The sequence below is a fragment of the Alkalispirillum mobile genome (genome assembly GCF_003664325.1).
GTDB lineage: Bacteria > Pseudomonadota > Gammaproteobacteria > Nitrococcales > Halorhodospiraceae > Alkalilimnicola > Alkalilimnicola mobilis.
Map to the genome: position 1 here is coordinate 1,111,415 of NZ_RCDA01000001.1, position 18,718 is coordinate 1,130,132.

General features: G+C 64.8%; 18 protein-coding genes. 10 read left to right on the plus strand and 8 right to left on the minus strand.

What is annotated here, in order from left to right; all coding sequences use genetic code 11:
- Positions 1-66: 66 nt before the first annotated feature.
- On the minus strand, positions 67-1,704 hold the full coding sequence (locus DFR31_RS05095) for a GMC family oxidoreductase (RefSeq protein ID WP_121441549.1): 1,638 nt from the start codon (positions 1,702-1,704) through the stop codon (positions 67-69).
- A gap of 302 nt (positions 1,705-2,006) precedes the next feature.
- On the opposite strand from DFR31_RS05095, the gene DFR31_RS05100 reads away from it, so the two are divergent.
- From DFR31_RS05100 to DFR31_RS05115, 4 genes are all read left to right on the plus strand, one after another.
- Positions 2,007-3,236 (plus strand): TRAP transporter substrate-binding protein, encoded by a 1,230-nt coding sequence (locus DFR31_RS05100; RefSeq protein ID WP_170153598.1) that lies wholly within the window; start codon positions 2,007-2,009, stop codon positions 3,234-3,236.
- Between the two features lie 119 nt (positions 3,237-3,355).
- Positions 3,356-3,946 (plus strand): TRAP transporter small permease, encoded by a 591-nt coding sequence (locus DFR31_RS05105; protein WP_211328236.1) that lies wholly within the window; start codon positions 3,356-3,358, stop codon positions 3,944-3,946.
- A 14-nt stretch (positions 3,947-3,960) separates the two neighbouring features.
- Positions 3,961-5,247 carry a TRAP transporter large permease gene (locus tag DFR31_RS05110; protein ID WP_121441550.1) on the plus strand — a complete coding sequence of 429 codons (1,287 nt, stop codon included), beginning with the start codon at positions 3,961-3,963 and terminating at the stop codon, positions 5,245-5,247.
- A gap of 162 nt (positions 5,248-5,409) precedes the next feature.
- Positions 5,410-6,201, plus strand: coding sequence for an IclR family transcriptional regulator (locus tag DFR31_RS05115; protein WP_170153599.1), 792 nt, complete (start codon positions 5,410-5,412; stop codon positions 6,199-6,201).
- Here DFR31_RS05115 and DFR31_RS05120 read toward each other — a convergent pair.
- The 4 genes from DFR31_RS05120 to trxA all read right to left on the minus strand — a co-directional run bounded on the left by DFR31_RS05120 (position 6,194) and on the right by trxA (position 9,500).
- Positions 6,194-6,913 (minus strand): sulfite exporter TauE/SafE family protein, encoded by a 720-nt coding sequence (locus DFR31_RS05120; protein ID WP_170153600.1) that lies wholly within the window; start codon positions 6,911-6,913, stop codon positions 6,194-6,196. The genes DFR31_RS05115 and DFR31_RS05120 overlap by 8 nt on opposite strands.
- A gap of 237 nt (positions 6,914-7,150) precedes the next feature.
- Positions 7,151-8,131, minus strand: coding sequence for an arsenic resistance protein (locus DFR31_RS05125; RefSeq protein ID WP_121441553.1), 981 nt, complete (start codon positions 8,129-8,131; stop codon positions 7,151-7,153).
- Positions 8,132-8,133: 2 nt separating this feature from the next.
- Positions 8,134-9,099, minus strand: a complete 966-nt coding sequence (gene trxB / locus DFR31_RS05130) for a thioredoxin-disulfide reductase (protein ID WP_121441554.1) — start codon at positions 9,097-9,099, stop codon at positions 8,134-8,136.
- Between the two features lie 65 nt (positions 9,100-9,164).
- On the minus strand, positions 9,165-9,500 hold the full coding sequence (trxA, locus tag DFR31_RS05135) for a thioredoxin (protein WP_121441555.1): 336 nt from the start codon (positions 9,498-9,500) through the stop codon (positions 9,165-9,167).
- Between the two features lie 348 nt (positions 9,501-9,848).
- Between trxA and DFR31_RS05140 the strand changes: the two genes are divergently transcribed.
- Positions 9,849-10,520, plus strand: a complete 672-nt coding sequence (locus tag DFR31_RS05140; RefSeq protein ID WP_121441556.1) for an ArsR/SmtB family transcription factor — start codon at positions 9,849-9,851, stop codon at positions 10,518-10,520.
- A gap of 10 nt (positions 10,521-10,530) precedes the next feature.
- Here the strand turns inward: DFR31_RS05140 and DFR31_RS05145 are convergent, their stop codons facing one another.
- Positions 10,531-11,406, minus strand: a complete 876-nt coding sequence (locus tag DFR31_RS05145; RefSeq protein WP_121441557.1) for an AEC family transporter — start codon at positions 11,404-11,406, stop codon at positions 10,531-10,533.
- Between the two features lie 152 nt (positions 11,407-11,558).
- Here DFR31_RS05145 and DFR31_RS05150 point away from each other — a divergent pair, with 152 nt between their 5' ends.
- A complete protein-coding gene (locus DFR31_RS05150) occupies positions 11,559-11,768 on the plus strand; it encodes a hypothetical protein (protein WP_121441558.1) in 210 nt (69 codons plus the stop codon).
- A gap of 50 nt (positions 11,769-11,818) precedes the next feature.
- Here the strand turns inward: DFR31_RS05150 and DFR31_RS05155 are convergent, their stop codons facing one another.
- Positions 11,819-13,234: an RsmB/NOP family class I SAM-dependent RNA methyltransferase gene (locus DFR31_RS05155; RefSeq protein WP_121441559.1), complete on the minus strand. Its 1,416-nt coding sequence runs from the start codon at positions 13,232-13,234 to the stop codon at positions 11,819-11,821.
- A gap of 24 nt (positions 13,235-13,258) precedes the next feature.
- The gene (locus DFR31_RS05160) at positions 13,259-14,566 is read right to left on the minus strand and encodes a DUF3422 family protein (RefSeq protein WP_121441560.1); all 1,308 of its coding nucleotides are present in this window, start codon (positions 14,564-14,566) and stop codon (positions 13,259-13,261) included.
- A 133-nt stretch (positions 14,567-14,699) separates the two neighbouring features.
- Between DFR31_RS05160 and DFR31_RS05165 the strand changes: the two genes are divergently transcribed.
- From DFR31_RS05165 to DFR31_RS05180, 4 genes are all read left to right on the plus strand, one after another.
- Positions 14,700-16,613, plus strand: coding sequence for an ATP-binding cassette domain-containing protein (locus tag DFR31_RS05165; RefSeq protein ID WP_121441561.1), 1,914 nt, complete (start codon positions 14,700-14,702; stop codon positions 16,611-16,613).
- An 84-nt stretch (positions 16,614-16,697) separates the two neighbouring features.
- Positions 16,698-16,985 (plus strand): FxsA family protein, encoded by a 288-nt coding sequence (locus DFR31_RS05170; protein WP_121441562.1) that lies wholly within the window; start codon positions 16,698-16,700, stop codon positions 16,983-16,985.
- A gap of 54 nt (positions 16,986-17,039) precedes the next feature.
- Positions 17,040-17,999 (plus strand): M23 family metallopeptidase, encoded by a 960-nt coding sequence (locus DFR31_RS05175; protein ID WP_121441563.1) that lies wholly within the window; start codon positions 17,040-17,042, stop codon positions 17,997-17,999.
- On the plus strand, positions 17,909-18,613 hold the full coding sequence (locus DFR31_RS05180) for a bactofilin family protein (RefSeq protein WP_121441564.1): 705 nt from the start codon (positions 17,909-17,911) through the stop codon (positions 18,611-18,613). The genes DFR31_RS05175 and DFR31_RS05180 overlap by 91 nt, the downstream gene beginning before the upstream one ends.
- Positions 18,614-18,718 lie beyond the last annotated feature (105 nt).

Sequence of the window (18,718 nt, forward strand, 5' to 3'; positions counted from 1 at the left end):
CGCGGCGCCCGGTCGAGGTATTGATCTTCGCTGACCGGGCGCCGGATTCACGCACGCTGCGCTGACTCAGGCGGATGCAGCCTGGTTGCACACCGCTTCGGCGGCATCCTCCAGAATCATATCGGATGCCTTCTCGCCGATCATGATGCAGGCGGCGTTGGTGTTGCCCGAGACAATCGTCGGCATGATCGAGGCATCCGCCACCCGCAGCCCCTCGAGGCCGTGGACCCGGAGCCGGGCATCCACTACCGACATGTCATCCTCGGCGCGGCCCATCCTGCATGTGCCGGTGGGATGGAAAATGGTGGTGGCGTCCCGGCGGAGGTAATCAAGGATCTCATCGTCGCTCTGAATGTCCCGCCCGGGCGAGTGCTCCTCCGCCACGAACGGCTGCATCGCCGGCTTCTCCAGGATACGGCGGGACAGCCGGAAGCCGGCGATCATAACCTCACAGTCCTTCTCCTCGGACAGATAGTTCGGGTGAATGCGCGGGTACTCGTACGGGTCGTTGGATGCGACGTGCACCTCACCCCGGCTCTCGGGACGAAGCTGGCACGAAGACAGGGTGAAACCGGGGAACTCGTGCACCGGCGCCCCGGGCTTGTCGGAACTCAGCGTGCCGAAGTGGAACTGGATATCCGGACGGCTATCCGCGTCGTTGGTTTTGACAAAGCCGCCGGCCTGGTTGATGCCAACCGCAAGGGGCCCCCTGCGGAACAACAGGTACTTCAGACCGATCCGCGCCTTGCGCACCATGCTCGCCAGGTCATCGTTGGTGGTGATCGACTGGGTGCAGCGACTGATGATTCGCGCCTGGAGGTGGTCCTGCAGGTTACGACCCACACCCTTCATCGGGTGCACCACCGGCAACCCGGCCTCCTTGAGGATTTCGGGGTCTCCGATCCCCGAGAGCTCCATGATCTGAGGCGAATTGATGGCGCCGGCAGACAGAACCACCTCCCGGCGCGCATGCACCGTGAAGTCGGTGTCCTCCTTCCGGTACCTGACACCCAGCACCCGGTTACCCTCAATCACGAGACCGTTGGTCTGGGCATTCGTCTCCACCGTGAGATTGGAGCGTTGCCTGGCCGGGCGTAGAAAGGCCTTGGCGGAGCTGCACCGGCGACCATTTTTAGTCGTCAGCTGGAAGTAGCCGACACCCTCCTGGCTCGCACCATTAAAGTCCTCGGACCTGGGAAAGCCGGCCTGCTCGCCCGCGCTGATGAACGCCTCCACCAGCGGGTGATTCTCATGGACAGACGACACCGCAAGGGGCCCTCCGGCACCATGATAGGCATCCTCTCCTCGCTCCTGGTCCTCCGACCGACGGAAGTATGGCAGCACCTGGTCCCACCCCCATCCGGGGTTGCCCATCGCTGCCCAGTCATCGAAGTCCTCGGCCTGACCGCGGACATAGATCAGCCCGTTGATTGAACTGGAACCACCCAGCACCTTGCCGCGGGGCCAGTACATCCGCCGGCCGGCGATGCCCTCGTCAGGCTCCGTGGTGTAGCCCCAGTTCAGCGTGGGGTGGAACATCGTCTTCCCGTAACCAATGGGGACGTGAATCCACGGATAGTTATCGACGGGCCCGGCCTCCAGCAACAGCACGGAGTACCGACCATCCTCGCTGAGGCGATTGGCCAGAACGCAACCCGCAGAACCCGCTCCGACAACGACAAAGTCGTATTGCTTGCTCTCCATACCCTCTCCCCCTTCGTGGTCAGCCGCCCGGGCAGTGTGTGACCCACTGCCCCAAGAGGTCTTTTGCTTGTTTTTTGAGACACTGTGTTTCACTGTAGAGCATGTCGGAGGCATTGCAAAGGCTGCAGTGCACTTCGGCGTGAGAGGCAATAACATCAATTTTCTTGCAACTTTTCCGCACAATTTTTTGTTGACAAACGTCCTGAGTGTGCAAGAGTGAGATTGTCCGTTTCATTTTTGCGGGCAATACAACTACTAGACAAGGGCGCCCAAAGAGGCGTCAGAGGTTGGGAGGAGAACCCATGATCAACAAGCTGAAAGGCGTGTCTCGCCGGGACTTCCTGGGAATCGCTGGCCGCTACGGCCTGACGTCGACCTTGATCGCTGCATCCGGTCTCACCGGCCTTGTCACAGCACCCCAGCTGGCAAAAGCTGCAGAGAAGACCAACGATAGACGCACTCGCAACTCTCCCGAGGTGACCTGGCGCTTTGGCGCATCCGGTTTCAACGAGGACAACCTTGACATCCAGAAATCCGGCCAGCTGTTCTGGGTACAGGATCTGGAGGAGCGGACTGAAGGCAAGATTCGGGTCGAGTTCATCGGCAGCAACCAGATCTGCAACCAGCTGGACTGCGTAAACAACACCCAGCAGGGTGTGGTGGACGTCTTCTCGGCATCTACGCAGAACTCCGCAGACGGGGCCCCCTACTACAACGTGCTGGACTTCGCCTACATGTTCCCCAGCCGGGCCTCCCAGTACTACTTCTTCTACCACCCCAAAAGCGAGGAACTGCTCCGTGAGCCGCTGCGCCAGCGGCACAACCTGCACTTCCTCTTTACCCACTGTGAGCTCCGCGGCCTGATGATGGGCCGCACGTTCCGGGATGAGCCGACGGTCTCCAAACTCGAGGACATCCAGGGCACCCGCAACCGTGTCACGGGCACCCAGCTCGGGCGCATCGCCATGCAGCTGCTCGACCTGAACCCCCGTCCTGTCGCCTGGGAGGAGACGCTAGATGCCCTTCGCCAGGGTCTGATCGACGGTGCCGAGACCTGGATGGGTGCCGCCGCCTACTCCGGCCTGACGCCGGTACTCAGCCAGGCGGTGGATCTACGGTTCTTCTGTGGCACCGAACACACCGCCATGGACGTGCGCAAATTCGATTCTCTCTCCTCGGAGCTGCAGGACGCGGTCATGGAGTCTGCATACACCGCGCAGGTCCATGTCCAGGGCGTTCATGAATCGGCACTTACCGATATCGTGGGTGCTTACCCGGATCCCGAACCCCATACCCTGTTCGGCAAAAACGAAGTCAGGGTGGCACGACTCCCGGAAGAAGAGATCCGCAAAGCCGAGGAGCTATGCGCACCCGAGTATAACCCCGAGCCGTGGGAGCGCTGGCGTGACCGCCTGAATGACTGGTCCGGCGGGCATGACGTGTACAAGGAAATACACGCTATCGCGAGGGAGATTCCCAGCGATATGCCTGTCGCCAACGTCAAACCGCGGCGCTGGTGGAATAACGCGTAACCCAAACCCGCTGCTGCGCGGACTGAGCTTAGTCCGCGCAGCAGCCCCTCATGGTTTGCCATTGCGAGCGATGCCCGCAATGGAGTGTTGCGTATTACCCATCGGGTAAGGGTACTCTTATGTCTCAGGATACTGATCGCAGCCAGGCTGTAATGGGCCAGACTGCCAAGCAGGGGTCATTGAAAAAAATGCTTTTTTACCCCTTGTTCTGGCTGGATAGAAACATTGAGAAATGCTTCATAATCGTTGCCTACGGCCTGATGGCCGGCATCATTTTCGTAGAGGTGGTTCGCCGATTCACAACGGGCGGATCGTTTGCCTGGAGCACCTCTGTTCCCGTTTACATGTTTCTCTGGCTGACCTGGCTGGGGGCAGCCTATAACGTCAAGAAACGGGCGCATCTCACATTTACGGAGGTTCGGGCGCGGCTGCCTCATTGGGGGCAATACGCCTCGTTCATGCTGGATGGAATCCTCTGGATCACCTTCAGCGTTATCGTTATTTATTGGTCCGGCCTGCAGGTTCATTCGTCATATATGAACTGGGCCACCGTTTCCGGGACGGACAACTGGATGCAATGGTGGTTTTACCTTGCCACGCCAGTTGGCTTTGGATTGATCATCATTCGGTCAATACAAAACATGATTCAGGACACCATTACATTCCGTCGTGGTGAACCGTTCCGCGTACAACAATCATTGTTTGATTAACCGGAGTCGATCCAATGAGTGACGGCACGCTTATTACATTGGTATCTCTGGGTGTGTTCACGCTGTTTATGCTGGGCGTGCCCATTTTCCTGGTCATTGGTTTCTGGATCATCGGTGTCAGCATCGTTATTGATTTTACGTTGGCCAACCTGGGCGGAACACTTTTCACCGGTCTGAGTTCATTCGCCTTGCTGGCGCTGCCGCTGTTTGTCCTGACCGGTGACTTGATCAAGGCAGGCGGTATTGCCAAGCGGCTGGCCGACTTCGCATACGCGCTGCTCGGCTGGATTCGCGGTGGTATGGGGATGGCAACCCTCGGGGCCTGCGGTATGTTCGCGGCGATCTCGGGTTCCAACTCGGCAACCACGGCGACCATCGGCTCCATAATGGATCCCGAAATGCGGAAAAACGGCTATGACGGTCGATTCTCGGCCGCCACGGCCGCGGCAGGCGGTGTGGTCGGGATCATCATCCCGCCCAGTATCATCTTCATCGTCTACGGCTTTTTGATGAACCTGTCGATTATCGACCTGTTCATCGCCGGCATGCTGCCCGGCATCCTGATGGTTGCCGCAATGCAGCTCGCCTGCTTCCTGGTGTCGTACAAGTTCTCCTGGGGCAAGATCATTCGCCTGGAGGGCAAGCGGGTGATGCGCACGGGTGCCAAGGCCTACCTGGGCTTCCTCGCCATCGGCATCGTTCTTTACGGGATTTATTCCGGCGCCTTTTCCCCGACCGAGGCGGCAGGGATGACCGTTGGCTTCTGCCTGTTGGCCGGCATGCTGGTCACCCGCGAGATTAAGATCACCAAGCTACCCGACGTGATGATGCGGTCGGGCCAGATTGCCGGCATGCTTTGCCCGCTGATCGCCGTGTCCGTGGTCATGCAGCAGTTGCTCTCCATCCTTGGAGCTGGCGCCGTGATCACCGACCTGCTGACCGGTCTCGGTGGGTACTACACCATCCTGATCGCTTGCATGATCACGGTGCTGATCTTCGGGACGGTGCTGGAGAGCCTTCCGGTTACCATCATCCTGGCACCCATCCTGGCACCCATCGCTGTCAGCATCGGGGTGGATCCCGCGCACTTCGCCGTGATCTTCCTGGTGGGGGCTGCCATTGGCTTCATCACCCCGCCCTACGGGCTGAACCTGTACGTGGCCAGTGGCATTACTGGCATCTCGTATCTAAGGCTGGTGCCATTCATCATGCCCTACCTCGTAGTGCTGCTCATCGCCTGGATGATCATCGCGTTTTACCCGCCGCTGTCCACCTGGCTGATTCAATTTGGCGGACGATGAAGGCGGCGGCACCCAATGCGACGCCTGAGAGGGATGCCCGTGACCATCGGGCGTCCCTTTTTTGCGTCGGGCACCGCCACCGCTCCGAGGCAGGCCATGTGGTATCTTCCTCGGGAAAATCAGGGAGCAAACGATGCGGGCTCATCCCGCCGGGGATCAGAAATGGAGAAAAAGCAGAGAGCCAAAGGATCAACCGGTGAGCGGTTGTTGCGCATTCTGAGTGCTGTCGTGGAAGCGGACGGGCCGGTGGATCTGCCCCTGGTCACCGAGACGGTGGACCTGCCCAAGCCCACGGCGCACCGCCTGCTGACCCTGCTGGAGCAGCAGGGTTACCTGGTCCGTGACACCGACGGCCGCAGCTTCACGCCGGGCCCGGTCCTGAACCGGGTGGCCTGCCGGGTGCTGCAGAGCAAGGCGGCAAAAGCCCCCCGCCATGCCATCCTGGAGCGTATTGCGGCGACGGCGGGCGAGGCCTGTAACTTGGTGGTGATGGATGGCAACCACATCACCTACATCGACCGGATCGATTCCGCGTGGCCGTTGAGCATCCGGCTGGCCATCGGCTCCGAGGTCCCCCTGCACTGCACGGCAACCGGAAAACTCCTCACCAGCCTCCAACCCAAACGGGTGCGGCGCAGGCTGCTGTCGACGTTGCCACTGAGTTCCTGGACGCCGCATACCATCACGGACCCCACAGAACTTGAGGCGGAACTCGAGACCATTCGCAAGGCGCGGGTGGGCACCGACAACCAGGAGTTCATCGAGGGCATGGTCGCCGTTTCGGTCCCCATACCGCCACCGGCCGGCCCGCCAATTGCCGCCGTGTCCATCCATGCCCCGGTGTTCCGTAAATCGCTGGCCGACCTGAAAACGCATATCCCCCTGCTGCAGGAGTCCGCTGACAAACTGGCCACGATCATTCACGATCAGGAGGGCACAGCTTCCGCTAACTGAGGATAGCCCGCGCCACCCCGGCCACGGAGAGCACCATCAACAGCACCAGCACAAACTGCTTGAAGCGGTCCGGGTTGGCCACGTTGAACAGCCGGTGCCCCACCTTGATACCGATGAACAGCGGCACCACCATGGCGCCAGCCACCAGCAACGTATAGGTGCTGACCAGCGCGTAGGCGCCGGCGACCCCAATCGTCAGGATATCCTTCAGCAATAGAAAGGCGACCATCGTGGCCCGGACCACGACGATGGAGACGTTGGCCGACAGGAACATCACCACCACGATCAGCCCGCCGACGCCCGCCGCCCCGGTCATGGCACCGGACACGATACCCGTGCCGAACACCAGGCCCCGGCCGGCCTCCGATCGAAACCGGAACCCCGTCCAGAGCAGCAAGGCGGAGGCCAAGACGAGCAGGGAGATGATCAGCCTCATCATGTCATCCGGCAGGCTGGCCAGCAGAAACACCCCAGCCGGCACGCTGATACAGGACCCCAGCATCAGCCAGGTCAGGATTCGCCGGTCAACCTGACGCCATACCGCGGGAAGCATGTGCAGGCTGGCGATTATCTCCAGCAGAAGGAGCACGGGCACAACGGCGGCCGGGGGAAACACCAGGGAGAGCAGTAGCAGTACCAATGCACTAAAGCCAAACCCGGTGTAACCGCGCACGATGCCCGCCAGAAAGACAGCCAGGGTGGCGTAAGCCACGATTCCCGGGGTTAATTCACCACTTGTGACCAACGACTCCATAACACCCCCATCGTTCCCACCCTGCTATCGGGCCCGCTCGCGTAATCGCCGCGTCGCGGGCCATCACGACTTCATTCCCTTCATTCGAGACAAAATGTATCACTTTTTTAGGAAACACTCATCTCGATATCCGGGACAGTCACCGTGGGGGCAAGCCGGAGCCGCGCTCCGGGGGGAACGACAGGGGTCAGGCGCCTAAGCCTCCGCTGGTGCTTTACCGAACACCCGGTCAGTCAGTTTCACCGACCAGGCGGCCGATTGAACCTGGATGATGAACGCCAACGCCACCACCAGGGCCGCATCGGCACCCGCCTCACCGAAGGCGTTCATGGCCAGCGCCAGGGCAATGGACAGGTTGCGCATCACGGTCCCGTAGACCAGCGCGATGCCCTCACCCCGACCCAGCAGTACCCGGGCGATGCCGGTGCTCATGGCATAGTTGATCAGGTAAAGCAGGATGACCGGCACAGCGATGGTCAGCAGGTCACCGGGGTTGGCGATCAGGTCCTCCGCCTTCAGGGCCATGGCCACGAAGACAATGCCCAGCACCCCCAGGGACGAGAGCGGCGGGAAACGCGGGGCCCACTGCTTCTGATAGCCCGCCTGCCCGTACCGCCGGCGCAGGTAGTACTGGGTGATTTGCCCGGCAATCAGCGGCAGCAGCACGATGATGACGATCTGGCGGAAGACCGTCAGCAGGTCCACCGGCACCTCGGCGCCCATCAGCCACTGCACGTAGAACGGTGTGGCCAACGAGCCTACCAGCAGCCCGATCACCGTCATCTTGATGGCGGCCGGCACGTTGCCCTTGGCGAAACCGGTCCAGGCGATGGTCATGCCGCTGGTGGGCAGCAGGGCTGCCAGCAGCAGCCCCAGGGCGAAATAGGGGTGGTCGGCCAGGAACAGCAGCCCCAGGGCAAAGGCGATGAAGGGAATAACGCCGAAGTTCACCAATAACGCCAGCCCCTGGGCCCGCCCGTCGACCCCTTCCAGTACGGAGCGCACCTTCAGGTTGACCATCATCGGGTAGACCATCAGGAACGTCAGCGGCAGGATCAGCGTCTGCAGCCAGCCACTCGGGGCCAGTGCCCCGAAGGCGAAGCCCGCGAGCATCATGGCGGGTATGGCAAGGGTGAGCTTGCCCGTGATCTTCGACAGGATCTGAAAAAAGTTCATGGTCAGCGGGTGTCGTGGTCCAGGTTGTCCAGGTAGCGCTCAGCGTCCAGCGCAGCCATGCAGCCGGTCCCGGCTGAGGTGACCGCCTGGCGATAGACGTGGTCGGAGACATCGCCGGCGGCGAAAACACCAGGCACGCTGCTGGCCGTGGCGTTGCCGTTCAGACCGCTGCGCACCTGGATATAGCCGTTCTCCATCTCCAGCTGTCCTTCGAACAGGTCCGTGTTGGGCTTGTGGCCGATGGCGATGAACACGCCGTCCACGGCCAGCTCATCGGTGCTGTCATCCCTGGTGGAACGGAGCCGCAGGCCGGTCACGCCGCTGTCATCGCCCAGCACCTCGTCCAGGGTCGTATCCCAGCGGACGGTGATCGCCCCCGCCGCCACCTTCTCGAACAGCTTGTCCTGCAGAATCTTCTCGGCGCGCAGCTTGTCGCGGCGGTGGATGAGGGTGACGTGGGAGGCGATGTTGGACAGGTACAGCGCCTCCTCCACCGCGGTGTTGCCACCCCCGACCACGGCCACCGGCTTCTGCTTGTAGAAAAAACCGTCGCAGGTGGCGCAGGCGGAAACGCCCTTGCCCATAAAGGCTTGCTCGGAGGCGAGCCCCAGGTACTGCGCCGAGGCGCCGGTGGCGATGATCAGCGCATCACAGGTGTACTGGCCGGCGTCCCCTTCCAACCTCAAAGGCTTGTCAGTGAGATGGGCCGTGTGGATATGGTCGAACACCACCTCGGTGTTAAAACGCTCGGCGTGCGCCTTCATGCGCTCCATCAGTTCCGGGCCCTGAACGCCCTCCGCGTCACCGGGCCAGTTGTCCACGTCGGTGGTGGTGGTGAGCTGGCCGCCCATCTCCATCCCGGTCACCAGCACCGGATTGAGGTTGGCGCGGGCGGCATAGACAGCGGCGGTGTAGCCCGCCGGGCCGGAGCCCAGAATCAGCAGCGGGACATGGCGTGGCTCGCTCATGGGGCGATCTCCTTCGTATCAAGGGAATGCTGGGGGCCCCGGCGCCCGGGGCCTGCGGGCGGTGATCAGCCGGACTGACCCTCGCTGGCGTGCTGTTCCACCCAGTCCCGCAGCTGCGCCTTGTTGAGCACACCGACCTGTTGGCTGACCAACTCGCCGCCGTTGAACAGCATCAGCGTGGGCACCCCGCGCAGGCCGTACTGAGCGGCCAGCTCCTGGTTGTGGTCGACGTTGACCTTGGCGATGGTCAGCCGGTCACCCAACTCCTCGGCCAGTTCGTCCAGGATCGGCGCCACCATCTTGCAGGGGCCGCACCAAGGGGCCCAGAAATCGACCAGCACCGGCCGGTCACTATTCAGTACCTTGTCGTTGAAATCCTGTGCAGACACGTCGATAGGCATGGTCGCCCTCCGCTCCTCGTTGGGTAATTCGGCTCACGACCGCGAATGGGCACATCCGGCGGCCAGTCGATCAATATATTCGTTGATCTTAATTTATTAACACGGGCTTGCCAACCTCCAGCTCCGGATCCATACCGTCACGCCCGGCGGCCTCTCTGTACTCGGTTAGTGTTGCACCGGGTCGATGTCTTTCTGATGGCCGACGCCGTGGTCGGCGCCAACGGCAGGCAGAAGACACCGGATGGTTTTTATACGGTCCCATGTGCACGCCGCCCCCGATCGACATAGACTAGGCCCGCTGGCCCAAGCTGCCCCAGACGCGCGGGCGGCAGCAACGCAGGAATAACCATGACCGACACCCCCGAAACCACCCGCAAGCGCGACCTCCTCGCCCAGATCGCCACCGTCGGCAAGGCCCTGGGCCATGCCTACCGGCTGGAACTGCTGGAGCATGTCGCCCAGGGCGAGCGGACGGTGGAGACCCTCACCCAACTGACCGGCCTGCGCCTGGCCACCGTCTCCCAACACCTGCAGCACCTGCGCCGCGCCGGGCTGGTCCGCACCCGTCGTGAGGGCAAGTACATCCACTACCGGGTGGCCGGCGACGACGTGGTCAACCTGGTCAACAGCCTGCGCGCCGTAGCTGAAAACAACCTCTCCGAGGTGCAGCGGCTGGTTCAGGACTACTTTGATGGCTCGGAGGCGCTGGAGGCCCTGCCCACGGATGATCTACTAGAGCGGGTCCGGGAGGGTTCAGTGACCCTGCTGGACGTGCGCCCGGAAGAGGAATACCGCGTGGGCCACCTACCGGGTGCCATCAACATCCCCGCCCGGGAACTGGAGCGGCGGCTGCGGGACCTGCCTGAGGGCCGCGAGGTAGTCGCCTACTGCCGCGGCCCCTACTGCGCCCTCTCCCACGACGCGGTGCGACTGCTACGCGAGCGGGGTGTCCGGGCGCTGCGGCTGGAGTCCGGCTACCCGGAGTGGAAGGCCGCTGGCCTGCCAGTGGAGGATGACTGATTCCGTTCACTTACATCAGAATGGCCAGCAGCACCGGCAGATAGACCAAAGACAGCAACGTGGAGACGAAGACCAGGCTGGCCACGTACTCCGGTTCACGGTCCGCGCGTACCGCAAACAGGTAATTGAACACCGCCACCGGCATGCTCATCTGCAGGATCAGGATGGCGTGGGCCATGGGCGGCAACCCCACCATATAGCCCACGCCCCAGGCCAGTAGCGCTGCCACCGGGATCCGCAACAGGCTGAAGGTCACCCCCGACATCAGGCTGGTCACCTGGATGCTGCCCAGGGAAACGCCCAGCGTGATCAGCATCAGCGGCACGGTGAAACCGGAGATCAGGTCCACGGTGTTGTCCAGCCAAAGGGGCAGATCGGTGTCGGTGATCAGGAGCGCCACCACGATGACGATGGCGTAGACGGTGGGGGTCCGAACGAGGGTCTTCAGGGGGTTGCCCCGGCTGGCCATGACCGTCCCCAGGGTGAACTGGAACAGGGTAACGGTGATCATCACCGTGATGCCGAAGGCGAAGCCGGTACCGCCGAAGGCGTAGAGCACCACCGGGAGCCCCATGTTGCCGGTGTTGGGGTACATCATCGGCGCCAGTACCACGCGCCAGTCCCTGTTCAGCAGCCGAGCCATGAACACCGTCGCCGCCCCCATCGCCAGCACCACCAGTGCCGTGGCCAGCATGGTGCGGCCAAAGCCGCCCAGATCGATGTCCGCCCCGGAGACCGCTGCCAGCACCAGCGCCGGCGTGCCGATGTTGAATACCAGGCGGGTGACAAAATCCACCGGGTAGGGGTGACCGAGCTTCACCCAAGTGAACCCCAGCCCGGCACCGGCGAGCACGGGGGCCATGACAGCGAACAGTTCGGCAAGCATACGGCGTGGTCCGGGGTAAGCAGTGGGCGAAAAGCCGAGTATTCTCTGCAGGATTGCACCCCGGCGCAACCGGCCGGCCCGGTGCAACCGCTGCACGGCAACCCGGGGATCGCTACAATGTGCGCCTTCGACGGACGACACACACCACGCCCATGGACCCGAAACCGACGCCCCGCCACCTGATGCTCCACATCATCGCCGCCCTGCTGGTCATTCTGGCCGGCGTCATCTGGCTGATAGTGCAGTGGCGCAGCGACAGCCCGGTCAGTGACCTGGAGGCGAGCCTGCCCCACGTACTGGTACTGGGCGGCTTCGCCTGGTACGTCATCACGCGGCTGCGCATCTGGCGGCACCAACGCTGACCGCAAACCTCGGGCGACGCTCCCCGCTCATGGTCCCCGAAGGCAGCCGCTCAGGACACCTCTGAGGCCCAGCTCCGCGGGTACAGGCTGGTCAGCTGGCGGCTGCCATCCTGCTCCACCGGGCTGACGACACCCAGCCCCAGGCCATAACCTCGGCGGCGCACCACCACTGAGCCGCTCTCACCCAGCTCAATGCCCTGCCCCGGCCGTAGCGTGACCACCTGACGGGCGGTATAGCCCTGGGCCTGCACATCATCCAGATCCACCACATTGCGCCGGACATGAGGGGCCAGCGCCATCACCCCGGCAGTGGTCAATTTGGGCGGTTTGACCTGCACGCCCACCGTCGGCAAACCGAAGAAGGCGCGCTCCGGCCGGACCGGCGGCTCGTGGTCGGCGGCGATCAGCTGGGCGTACTTGCGCCCGCGGTGCACCAGGCGCAGACCCTCCAGCACCGTGTCGGGAATGGCGTAGCGCTGCAGGATGCCGCGGATCCAGTGATCGTCGGCGGGCACCTCCTCGGCACGTTCCGCTTCGCGGCAACTGCCCCCGACCTTTTCGAGTAGTGCTATGAAGAACCCGCCGGTGTTGTTGTGGTGCGGCCAGAGGCGCGCAGCATTCACCAGGGCGGGCAGGAAGCTCTGCCCCTGCCATTCGGTCAGCCCGGAAGAAAGGTGCAGCCCCGGCAGGCTCACCGGCAGCAGCCGCAGGTCGTCCGGATAACGGCGCAGCAGGGTGTCCACCACCTGCTCGTTCTCCTCCGGGGCGAAGGTGCAGGTGGAGTAGACGATCCGCCCGCCGGGCCGACACAGGCGCACGGCCTTGTCCAGAATGGCCACCTGGCGGCTGGTCAGGCGCTCGCGGGTCTCGCACAGCGCCTGCGCGGAGCGCTGGCTGGACTTGCGCACCGTGCCCTCGCAGGTGCAGGGCACGTCGGCGATGATGCGGTCGAACCCGCCGGCCTGCGGCGAGTAGTCCTGCGCCGGGCGGCAGGTGACCGAGACGTTCATCAGGCCCAGCCGCTTGATCAGGTGGCGGATGGCCGCTAAACGCCCCTTGGCCACGTCATTGGCCACCACGGTGCCGCGGTTGCCCAGTGCCAGCGCGGCCTGCGCGGTCTTGTTACCCGGCGCGGCGCACAGGTCCAGCACCCGGTGGCCGGACTGCGGGTCCAGCAGGGTGACCGGCACCATGCTCGCCTCCTCCTGGGCGTGGTACAGCCCGGCGGCCTGGCCCCAGTGCACCCCCGGGCGCAGCCCCTCGGCCAGGCGCAGGGCGCGCGGGTGCCAGCCTACCGGCTTGGCTTCCACCCCGTCCTCTGCCAGCAGCGCCTGCAGCGCGTCGCGGCTGATGCGCTCGGGATGGGCCCAGATCGTGGTGGGGAGGGGCGTGGAGACCGCGGCCCGGAAGGCCGGCCAGTCATCCACCACCTCGCGGTAGCGGTCCAGGCAGTCATTGACGGGCATCGGGGTTCCTGTATCCACGCCGGGTCAGTGTCCGCTGCGACCGACCACGCGCCGCTTGACCCAGCGCACGCCCAGCCAGACAGCGGCCACCACCACGGGCACCGCCGCGCCGCGCAGCAGGTCCACGGGGACGTCCAGGCCAGCGGCATGGCCAGCGCCGAGCAGGTAGCCCACCAGCGAGACGCCGTAGTAACTGATGGCCACCACGGACAGGCCTTCCACCGTCTCCTGCAGGCGCATCTGCAGGCGGGCACGGCGATTCATGGAGTCCAGAAGATCGCGGTTCTGCGCCTCCAGGGCCACGTCCACACGGGTGCGCAGCAGGTCGGCGGTGCGTGCCACCCGCAACGCCAGGGACTCCTGGCGACGGGCCACCGACTCGCAGGTCTGCATCGCCGGCTCCAGGCGCCGATCCAGAAACCCCTTGACGGTCTGCAAGCCCGGCACCCGCTGCTCCCGCAGTTCCGCCATGCGTCGCCCCACCAGCGAGTAGTAGGCCCGCGCCGCGTTGAAGCGATAGTGGGTGGCGTTGCCGATGCGCTCCACCTTGGCGGCCAGCGAGGAGAGCTCGGCAAGCAGCCCCTGCTCGTCCTCCAGCGCGCGAATGTCCGCCAGCTGCTGGGTCATGTCCGCCAACCGCTCCTCCAGCGCCGTCAGCTCCGGGCTGACCTCCTGCGCCACCGGGAAGGCGAGCAGGGCCATCATGCGGTAGGTCTCGATCTCCAGTAGCCGCTGCACCACACGGCCCGCCTGGCGCTCCCGCAGGCGGATGTCTCGCACCAGAAAGCGCGAGTAGCCGTCCTGGTGGATGCGGAAATCGGTCCAGGCCCGGGCCGCACCGTCGGACACCACACTGCCCACGACGGTGTTCTGATTAAACAGGGCTACCGTCTCGGTGAGGCTGCGGGCGGGCATGTCCGCGGCCTCCAGCCCGAGGTGGATGCCCACCATGCGTTGGCCAGGCAGCGCCTGCAGCCAGTCCAGCGGCACCTGACAGATCGCGGGCTCGGTAAAGGGGTTATCGAACTCACCCTGGACAAAGAATGTGTACGTGGAGAACTCCGTACGCCGTTCCCACTTCAAGCGGAACGGCCCGAAGTCAGCGCTCAGGTGGGTGGCACCCGGCGTTGGCGGCGCGACACCGAAGCGGCGGCACAATTCGGCCACGTGTTCACGGTCATCAGCAGCCCCGTAACGGCCGGAGAGCATGGCCAGGTGCGACACCCGCACCGGTGCGCGCAGGATCTCGAAAGGCCGGGCATGGACCTCGTCGTGAATCGCACGGCGTAGCGGGTGATCGGGCAGGTGCTGGTTCTCGCTGTCTTGGTTCATGCGGGGGAAAGATACCGCAGCGCGTGGCCGGGGCAAAGCTGGTGTTCTGTCGCACTCGCGCACGCCCGGCTCTACGGTGGCCTCCGGACGATGTAGAATGTCTGCCCCCTCGGCAATGCGATGAGGACCTGAATTGGCGCTGCTCCACCTGCACGACATCCACCTGGCCTTCGGCGGCCCGACCCTGCTGGACGGGGTCAGCCTGCAACTGGAACCGGGTGAGCGCATCGCGCTGCTCGGCCGCAACGGCTGCGGCAAGTCCTCGCTGCTGCGACTGCTGGCCGGCGAGCACATCCCCGACAGCGGCCGCATCGAGGGACTGGACAAACTCAACGTGGCGCTGCTGCCCCAGGACATCCCCGAGCGCATGGCCGGCTCCGTCTACCACGTGGTGGCCGAAGGGCTGGGCGAGCTGGGTGAGTTGGTCGAGCGCTACCACCGCATCAGCGGCCAGGTGGCCACCGGCGACCCCGCCGCCATGGACAGCCTGGAACGGGTGCAGCACGAGCTGGAAAGCCGGGGCGGCTGGGCGCTGCACAACCGCGTCGAAGCCACCCTGAGCCGGCTGGGCCTGCCGGCGGACGCCCGCTTCGACGAGCTCTCCGGCGGTCTGCGCCGGCAGGTGCTGCTGGCCCGGGCACTGGTCCGCGAACCGGACCTGCTGTTGTTGGACGAGCCCACCAACCACCTGGACCTGGAGGCGATCAAACGGCTCGAGGAGGTGATCGCCACCACCGATGCCGCCGTGGTCTTCGTCACCCACGACCGCGCTTTCCTGCGCCGGGTGGCCACCCGCATCGTCGAGATCGACCGGGGGCAGGCCCACAGTTACCCGGGCGACTGGGACAATTACCTCCGCCGGCGCGACGAGAGGCTGAACGCCGAGGCGCAGGCCCAGGCGCGGCAGGACAAGCTGCTGGCACAGGAGGAGGCCTGGATTCGCCAGGGCATCAAGGCGCGGCGCACGCGCAACCAGGGCCGGGTCCGCGCCCTGCAGGCCTTGCGTGAGCAGCACGCTGCCCGCCGCACCACCCAGGGCACCAGCCGCCTGGACATCCAGTCGGCCGAGCAATCGGGCAAGCTGGTGGCCGAGGCCGAGCACGTGGGCTTCACGCTACCCGACGGCCGGGCGCTGATCCGCGACTTCTCCTCCACGGTGCTGCGCGGCGACCGCATCGGACTGGTGGGCCCCAACGGCGTGGGCAAGACCACGCTGCTCCGCCTGCTGCTAGGACGCATCCAGCCCACCGAGGGGCACATCCGCACCGGCACCCGGCTGGAGGTGGCCTGGTTCGACCAGCTGCGCGAGACGCTGGACGACGACCGCAGCGTGGCGGACAACATCGCCGAGGGGCGCGAGTTCATCGAGGTGGGCGGCAAGCGCACCCACGTGCTGGGCTACCTGCAGGACTTCCTGTTCACCCCCGACCGGGCGCGCAGCCCGGTGCGCAGCCTCTCCGGCGGTGAGCGGGCCAGGCTGCTGCTGGCCCGGCTGTTCACCCGTCCGGCCAACCTGCTGGTGCTGGACGAACCCACCAACGACCTGGACATGGAGACGCTGGAGCTGCTTGAGGATCGGTTGGCGGATTTCGACGGCACCGTGCTGCTGGTCAGCCACGATCGCGAGTTCATGGATCAGGTGGTCACCAGCACCTGGGTGTTCGAGGGCGAGGGGCGCATCACCGAGCACGCCGGGGGCTACAGTGACTGGCTGCGCTACCGTGCACAGCGCGATGCCGAACAGGCGCGGCAGGCCCGCGCTGCCACGGCCGCCGTCCGCCCCGACGGCGGGCGCCCAGCGGCCAGCAGCCGCCGGCCGGCCAAGCTGGGCTACAAGGCGCAGCGGGAACTGGCCAGCCTGCCGGAGACCATAGAACGGCTGGAGGCGCGGCAGGCCGAAGTGCAGCAACGGCTGGCCGACCCCGCCATCTACCGGGACAGCCCGGATGACATCCCCCGACTCCAGGCCGAGCTGAACGAATTGGAGACGGAGCTGATGACCGCCTTCGAACGCTGGGAGGAACTGGAGGCCCAGCGCCAGGTCTGACTCCACCAGGCCCGGCCGGCATTCTGCCTGCCGGGATATGGTGTTACATTGGTCGCCGGGTCGCCCGGCGAAACCAGAGGTCGTATGCAAACAGCAAATACCCCCGGCAACCTGATCGGCCGGGTCATCGGCGTGCTCGGCGCCATCGTGGTGATCGGCTTCACCGCCTTTCTGGGCATTTTTGTCTTCCTGGCCCTGCTCGGTGTGGCCGCCGTGGGGGCCGTGGTCTTTGCGGCACGCCTGTGGTGGCTGCGCCGCCAGCTGCGTCAGGCCGCAGAACGCGGCCGGGCGCGTCACCAGCAACAGCAGCCTCGCGGCGGTGGCAACATCATCGAAGGCGAGTACCGCCGGGACGAGGATCAGCGACCCTAGTCGCCGCCGGCGTCCTGCCCCGGGCACACCACAGAACAAAACGGGCGAAGGACTGTGAGGGATCGTTTCACCCTGACGATTACCGATTACCGGGGGTCCCGGCACTACTCACTGCACCAGCTGGTCAAGCGGGTGGCAATGGGGGTGGTCGGGGCTGTAGCCCTGGCGTTTCTGGTCGGCACGGCGCTCATCTGGTGGCTCAACCACAACCTGGCCGAACTGGCCGAACGGCGCGACCACGTCCAACGCGAGTACGAACACCTGCAGGAGCACAAGACCCGGGTGGTGCAGGCCATCGAGCGGCGCAACTCGGAACTGAGCCGGGTCATCGACGAACAGTCCGCAGAACTCAACCAGCTCGACCTGGAGCTGGGGCACATTGAGGCCATGGTGGGCCTGCGCCCGGAGCCGGAGCAGGAGCGCAGCCAGCGCCTGGACGTAGCCAGCCAGACCGCGCTTGAGCGCGCGCTGATGCTGCAACAACTCCCCAGCGGCCACCCGGTGGACGGCGACAGCCGGCTCACCAGCGGCTACGGCTGGCGCAAGCACCCGGTCACCGGCGAGCGCTCTTTCCATGGCGCGGCCGACTACGCGGCGGACCGGGGCACCGAGGTGGTGGCCACCGCCGACGGGGTGGTCAATTACGCCGCCCGCCACAACAGCGGTCTGGGCAAGCTGGTCATCGTCGACCACAACTTCTCCTTCAAGACCTACTACGCCCACCTGCACGAGATCCAGGTCCAGCAGGGCGAGTTCGTCCGCGAGGGCACCGTGATCGGCACGGTGGGTAGCACCGGGCAGGCCACCGGGCCGCACCTGCACTACGAGGTCTGGCACCTGCAACGCAAACTCAACCCGGAGCCGTTCGTCGCCTGGGATATCGATAACTACGAAGCACTGTTTGAAGAAGAGGGCCGGGTACAATGGGACTCCTTGGCAAAGGGAATAAAACGCAATCTAAGCCTTCAGGAACAACAGTTATCGCTGCGGGCACCGAGTTCTCCGGAGAACTGACCTGCGAATCGGCACTGCACCTGGACGGCACCGTACGCGGTACCATCCGGGCCCAAGGTGACGTATCCATCGGCGAGAGCGGCCGGCTGGAAGGGGGCATCCAGGCCGAACGGCTTGTGGTCAGCGGTCACCTGGAGGGTGACGTCGACTGCCACTCGCTGGAGATCGTCACCAACGGCAAGGTCTTCGGCGAGGTCTACAGCGATGCCTTTGTCATTGAGCCGGGTGGACTGTTCCGCGGTCAGAGCCACTCCCGGGACGAGGAGCGGCTGGCTCTGCCGGACCAGCAGGCGCAGGCCCTCGCAGCCGGGTCTGTCCAGGACCAGCCCGCCGTTAACGAGCCCACCGCCACTACCGACGACGAGGTGGATGCGGAGGAAGCGCCGGAGCCGGCGCCCGCCAAAGCGGAGGCAGACGATGCCACCACCGAAGAGGAACCGCTGCCGGAGGCGTCACAGCCCGAGGACGACACCCCCGCCGAGGAGGTAGAGACCGACCGGCCGCCCGCCGCAGCCCGGGACAACATGGCCGAAGCCCCGGGTCGCTCCGCGAGCAAGGACAACCAGGTGACACCGCAGCCCGCGCCCCACCAGACGGTCTGGGACCGGCGGTGAAGACCCGGCGGACCGGTCATGGTGGCCGGCTGCCGGGCTGTGATAGCATCCGGCAATAACGTTAATGAATCAGTAGTCATCGGCGCGCCCGCCCGGCTTCATTGA

Coding starts and splice junctions, on each gene's coding strand:
- DFR31_RS05170 (WP_121441562.1), top strand. CDS start 16,698: ATGCAAACAGCAAATACCCCCGGCAACCTGATCGGCCGGGTCATCGGC.
- DFR31_RS05110 (WP_121441550.1), top strand. CDS start 3,961: ATGAGTGACGGCACGCTTATTACATTGGTATCTCTGGGTGTGTTCACG.
- trxB (WP_121441554.1), bottom strand. CDS start 9,099: ATGAGCGAGCCACGCCATGTCCCGCTGCTGATTCTGGGCTCCGGCCCG.
- DFR31_RS05160 (WP_121441560.1), bottom strand. CDS start 14,566: ATGAACCAAGACAGCGAGAACCAGCACCTGCCCGATCACCCGCTACGC.
- DFR31_RS05095 (WP_121441549.1), bottom strand. CDS start 1,704: ATGGAGAGCAAGCAATACGACTTTGTCGTTGTCGGAGCGGGTTCTGCG.
- trxA (WP_121441555.1), bottom strand. CDS start 9,500: ATGCCTATCGACGTGTCTGCACAGGATTTCAACGACAAGGTACTGAAT.
- DFR31_RS05100 (WP_170153598.1), top strand. CDS start 2,007: ATGATCAACAAGCTGAAAGGCGTGTCTCGCCGGGACTTCCTGGGAATC.
- DFR31_RS05125 (WP_121441553.1), bottom strand. CDS start 8,131: ATGAACTTTTTTCAGATCCTGTCGAAGATCACGGGCAAGCTCACCCTT.
- DFR31_RS05180 (WP_121441564.1), top strand. CDS start 17,909: ATGGGACTCCTTGGCAAAGGGAATAAAACGCAATCTAAGCCTTCAGGA.
- DFR31_RS05105 (WP_211328236.1), top strand. CDS start 3,356: ATGTCTCAGGATACTGATCGCAGCCAGGCTGTAATGGGCCAGACTGCC.
- DFR31_RS05115 (WP_170153599.1), top strand. CDS start 5,410: ATGGAGAAAAAGCAGAGAGCCAAAGGATCAACCGGTGAGCGGTTGTTG.
- DFR31_RS05150 (WP_121441558.1), top strand. CDS start 11,559: ATGGACCCGAAACCGACGCCCCGCCACCTGATGCTCCACATCATCGCC.
- DFR31_RS05145 (WP_121441557.1), bottom strand. CDS start 11,406: ATGCTTGCCGAACTGTTCGCTGTCATGGCCCCCGTGCTCGCCGGTGCC.
- DFR31_RS05140 (WP_121441556.1), top strand. CDS start 9,849: ATGACCGACACCCCCGAAACCACCCGCAAGCGCGACCTCCTCGCCCAG.
- DFR31_RS05155 (WP_121441559.1), bottom strand. CDS start 13,234: ATGCCCGTCAATGACTGCCTGGACCGCTACCGCGAGGTGGTGGATGAC.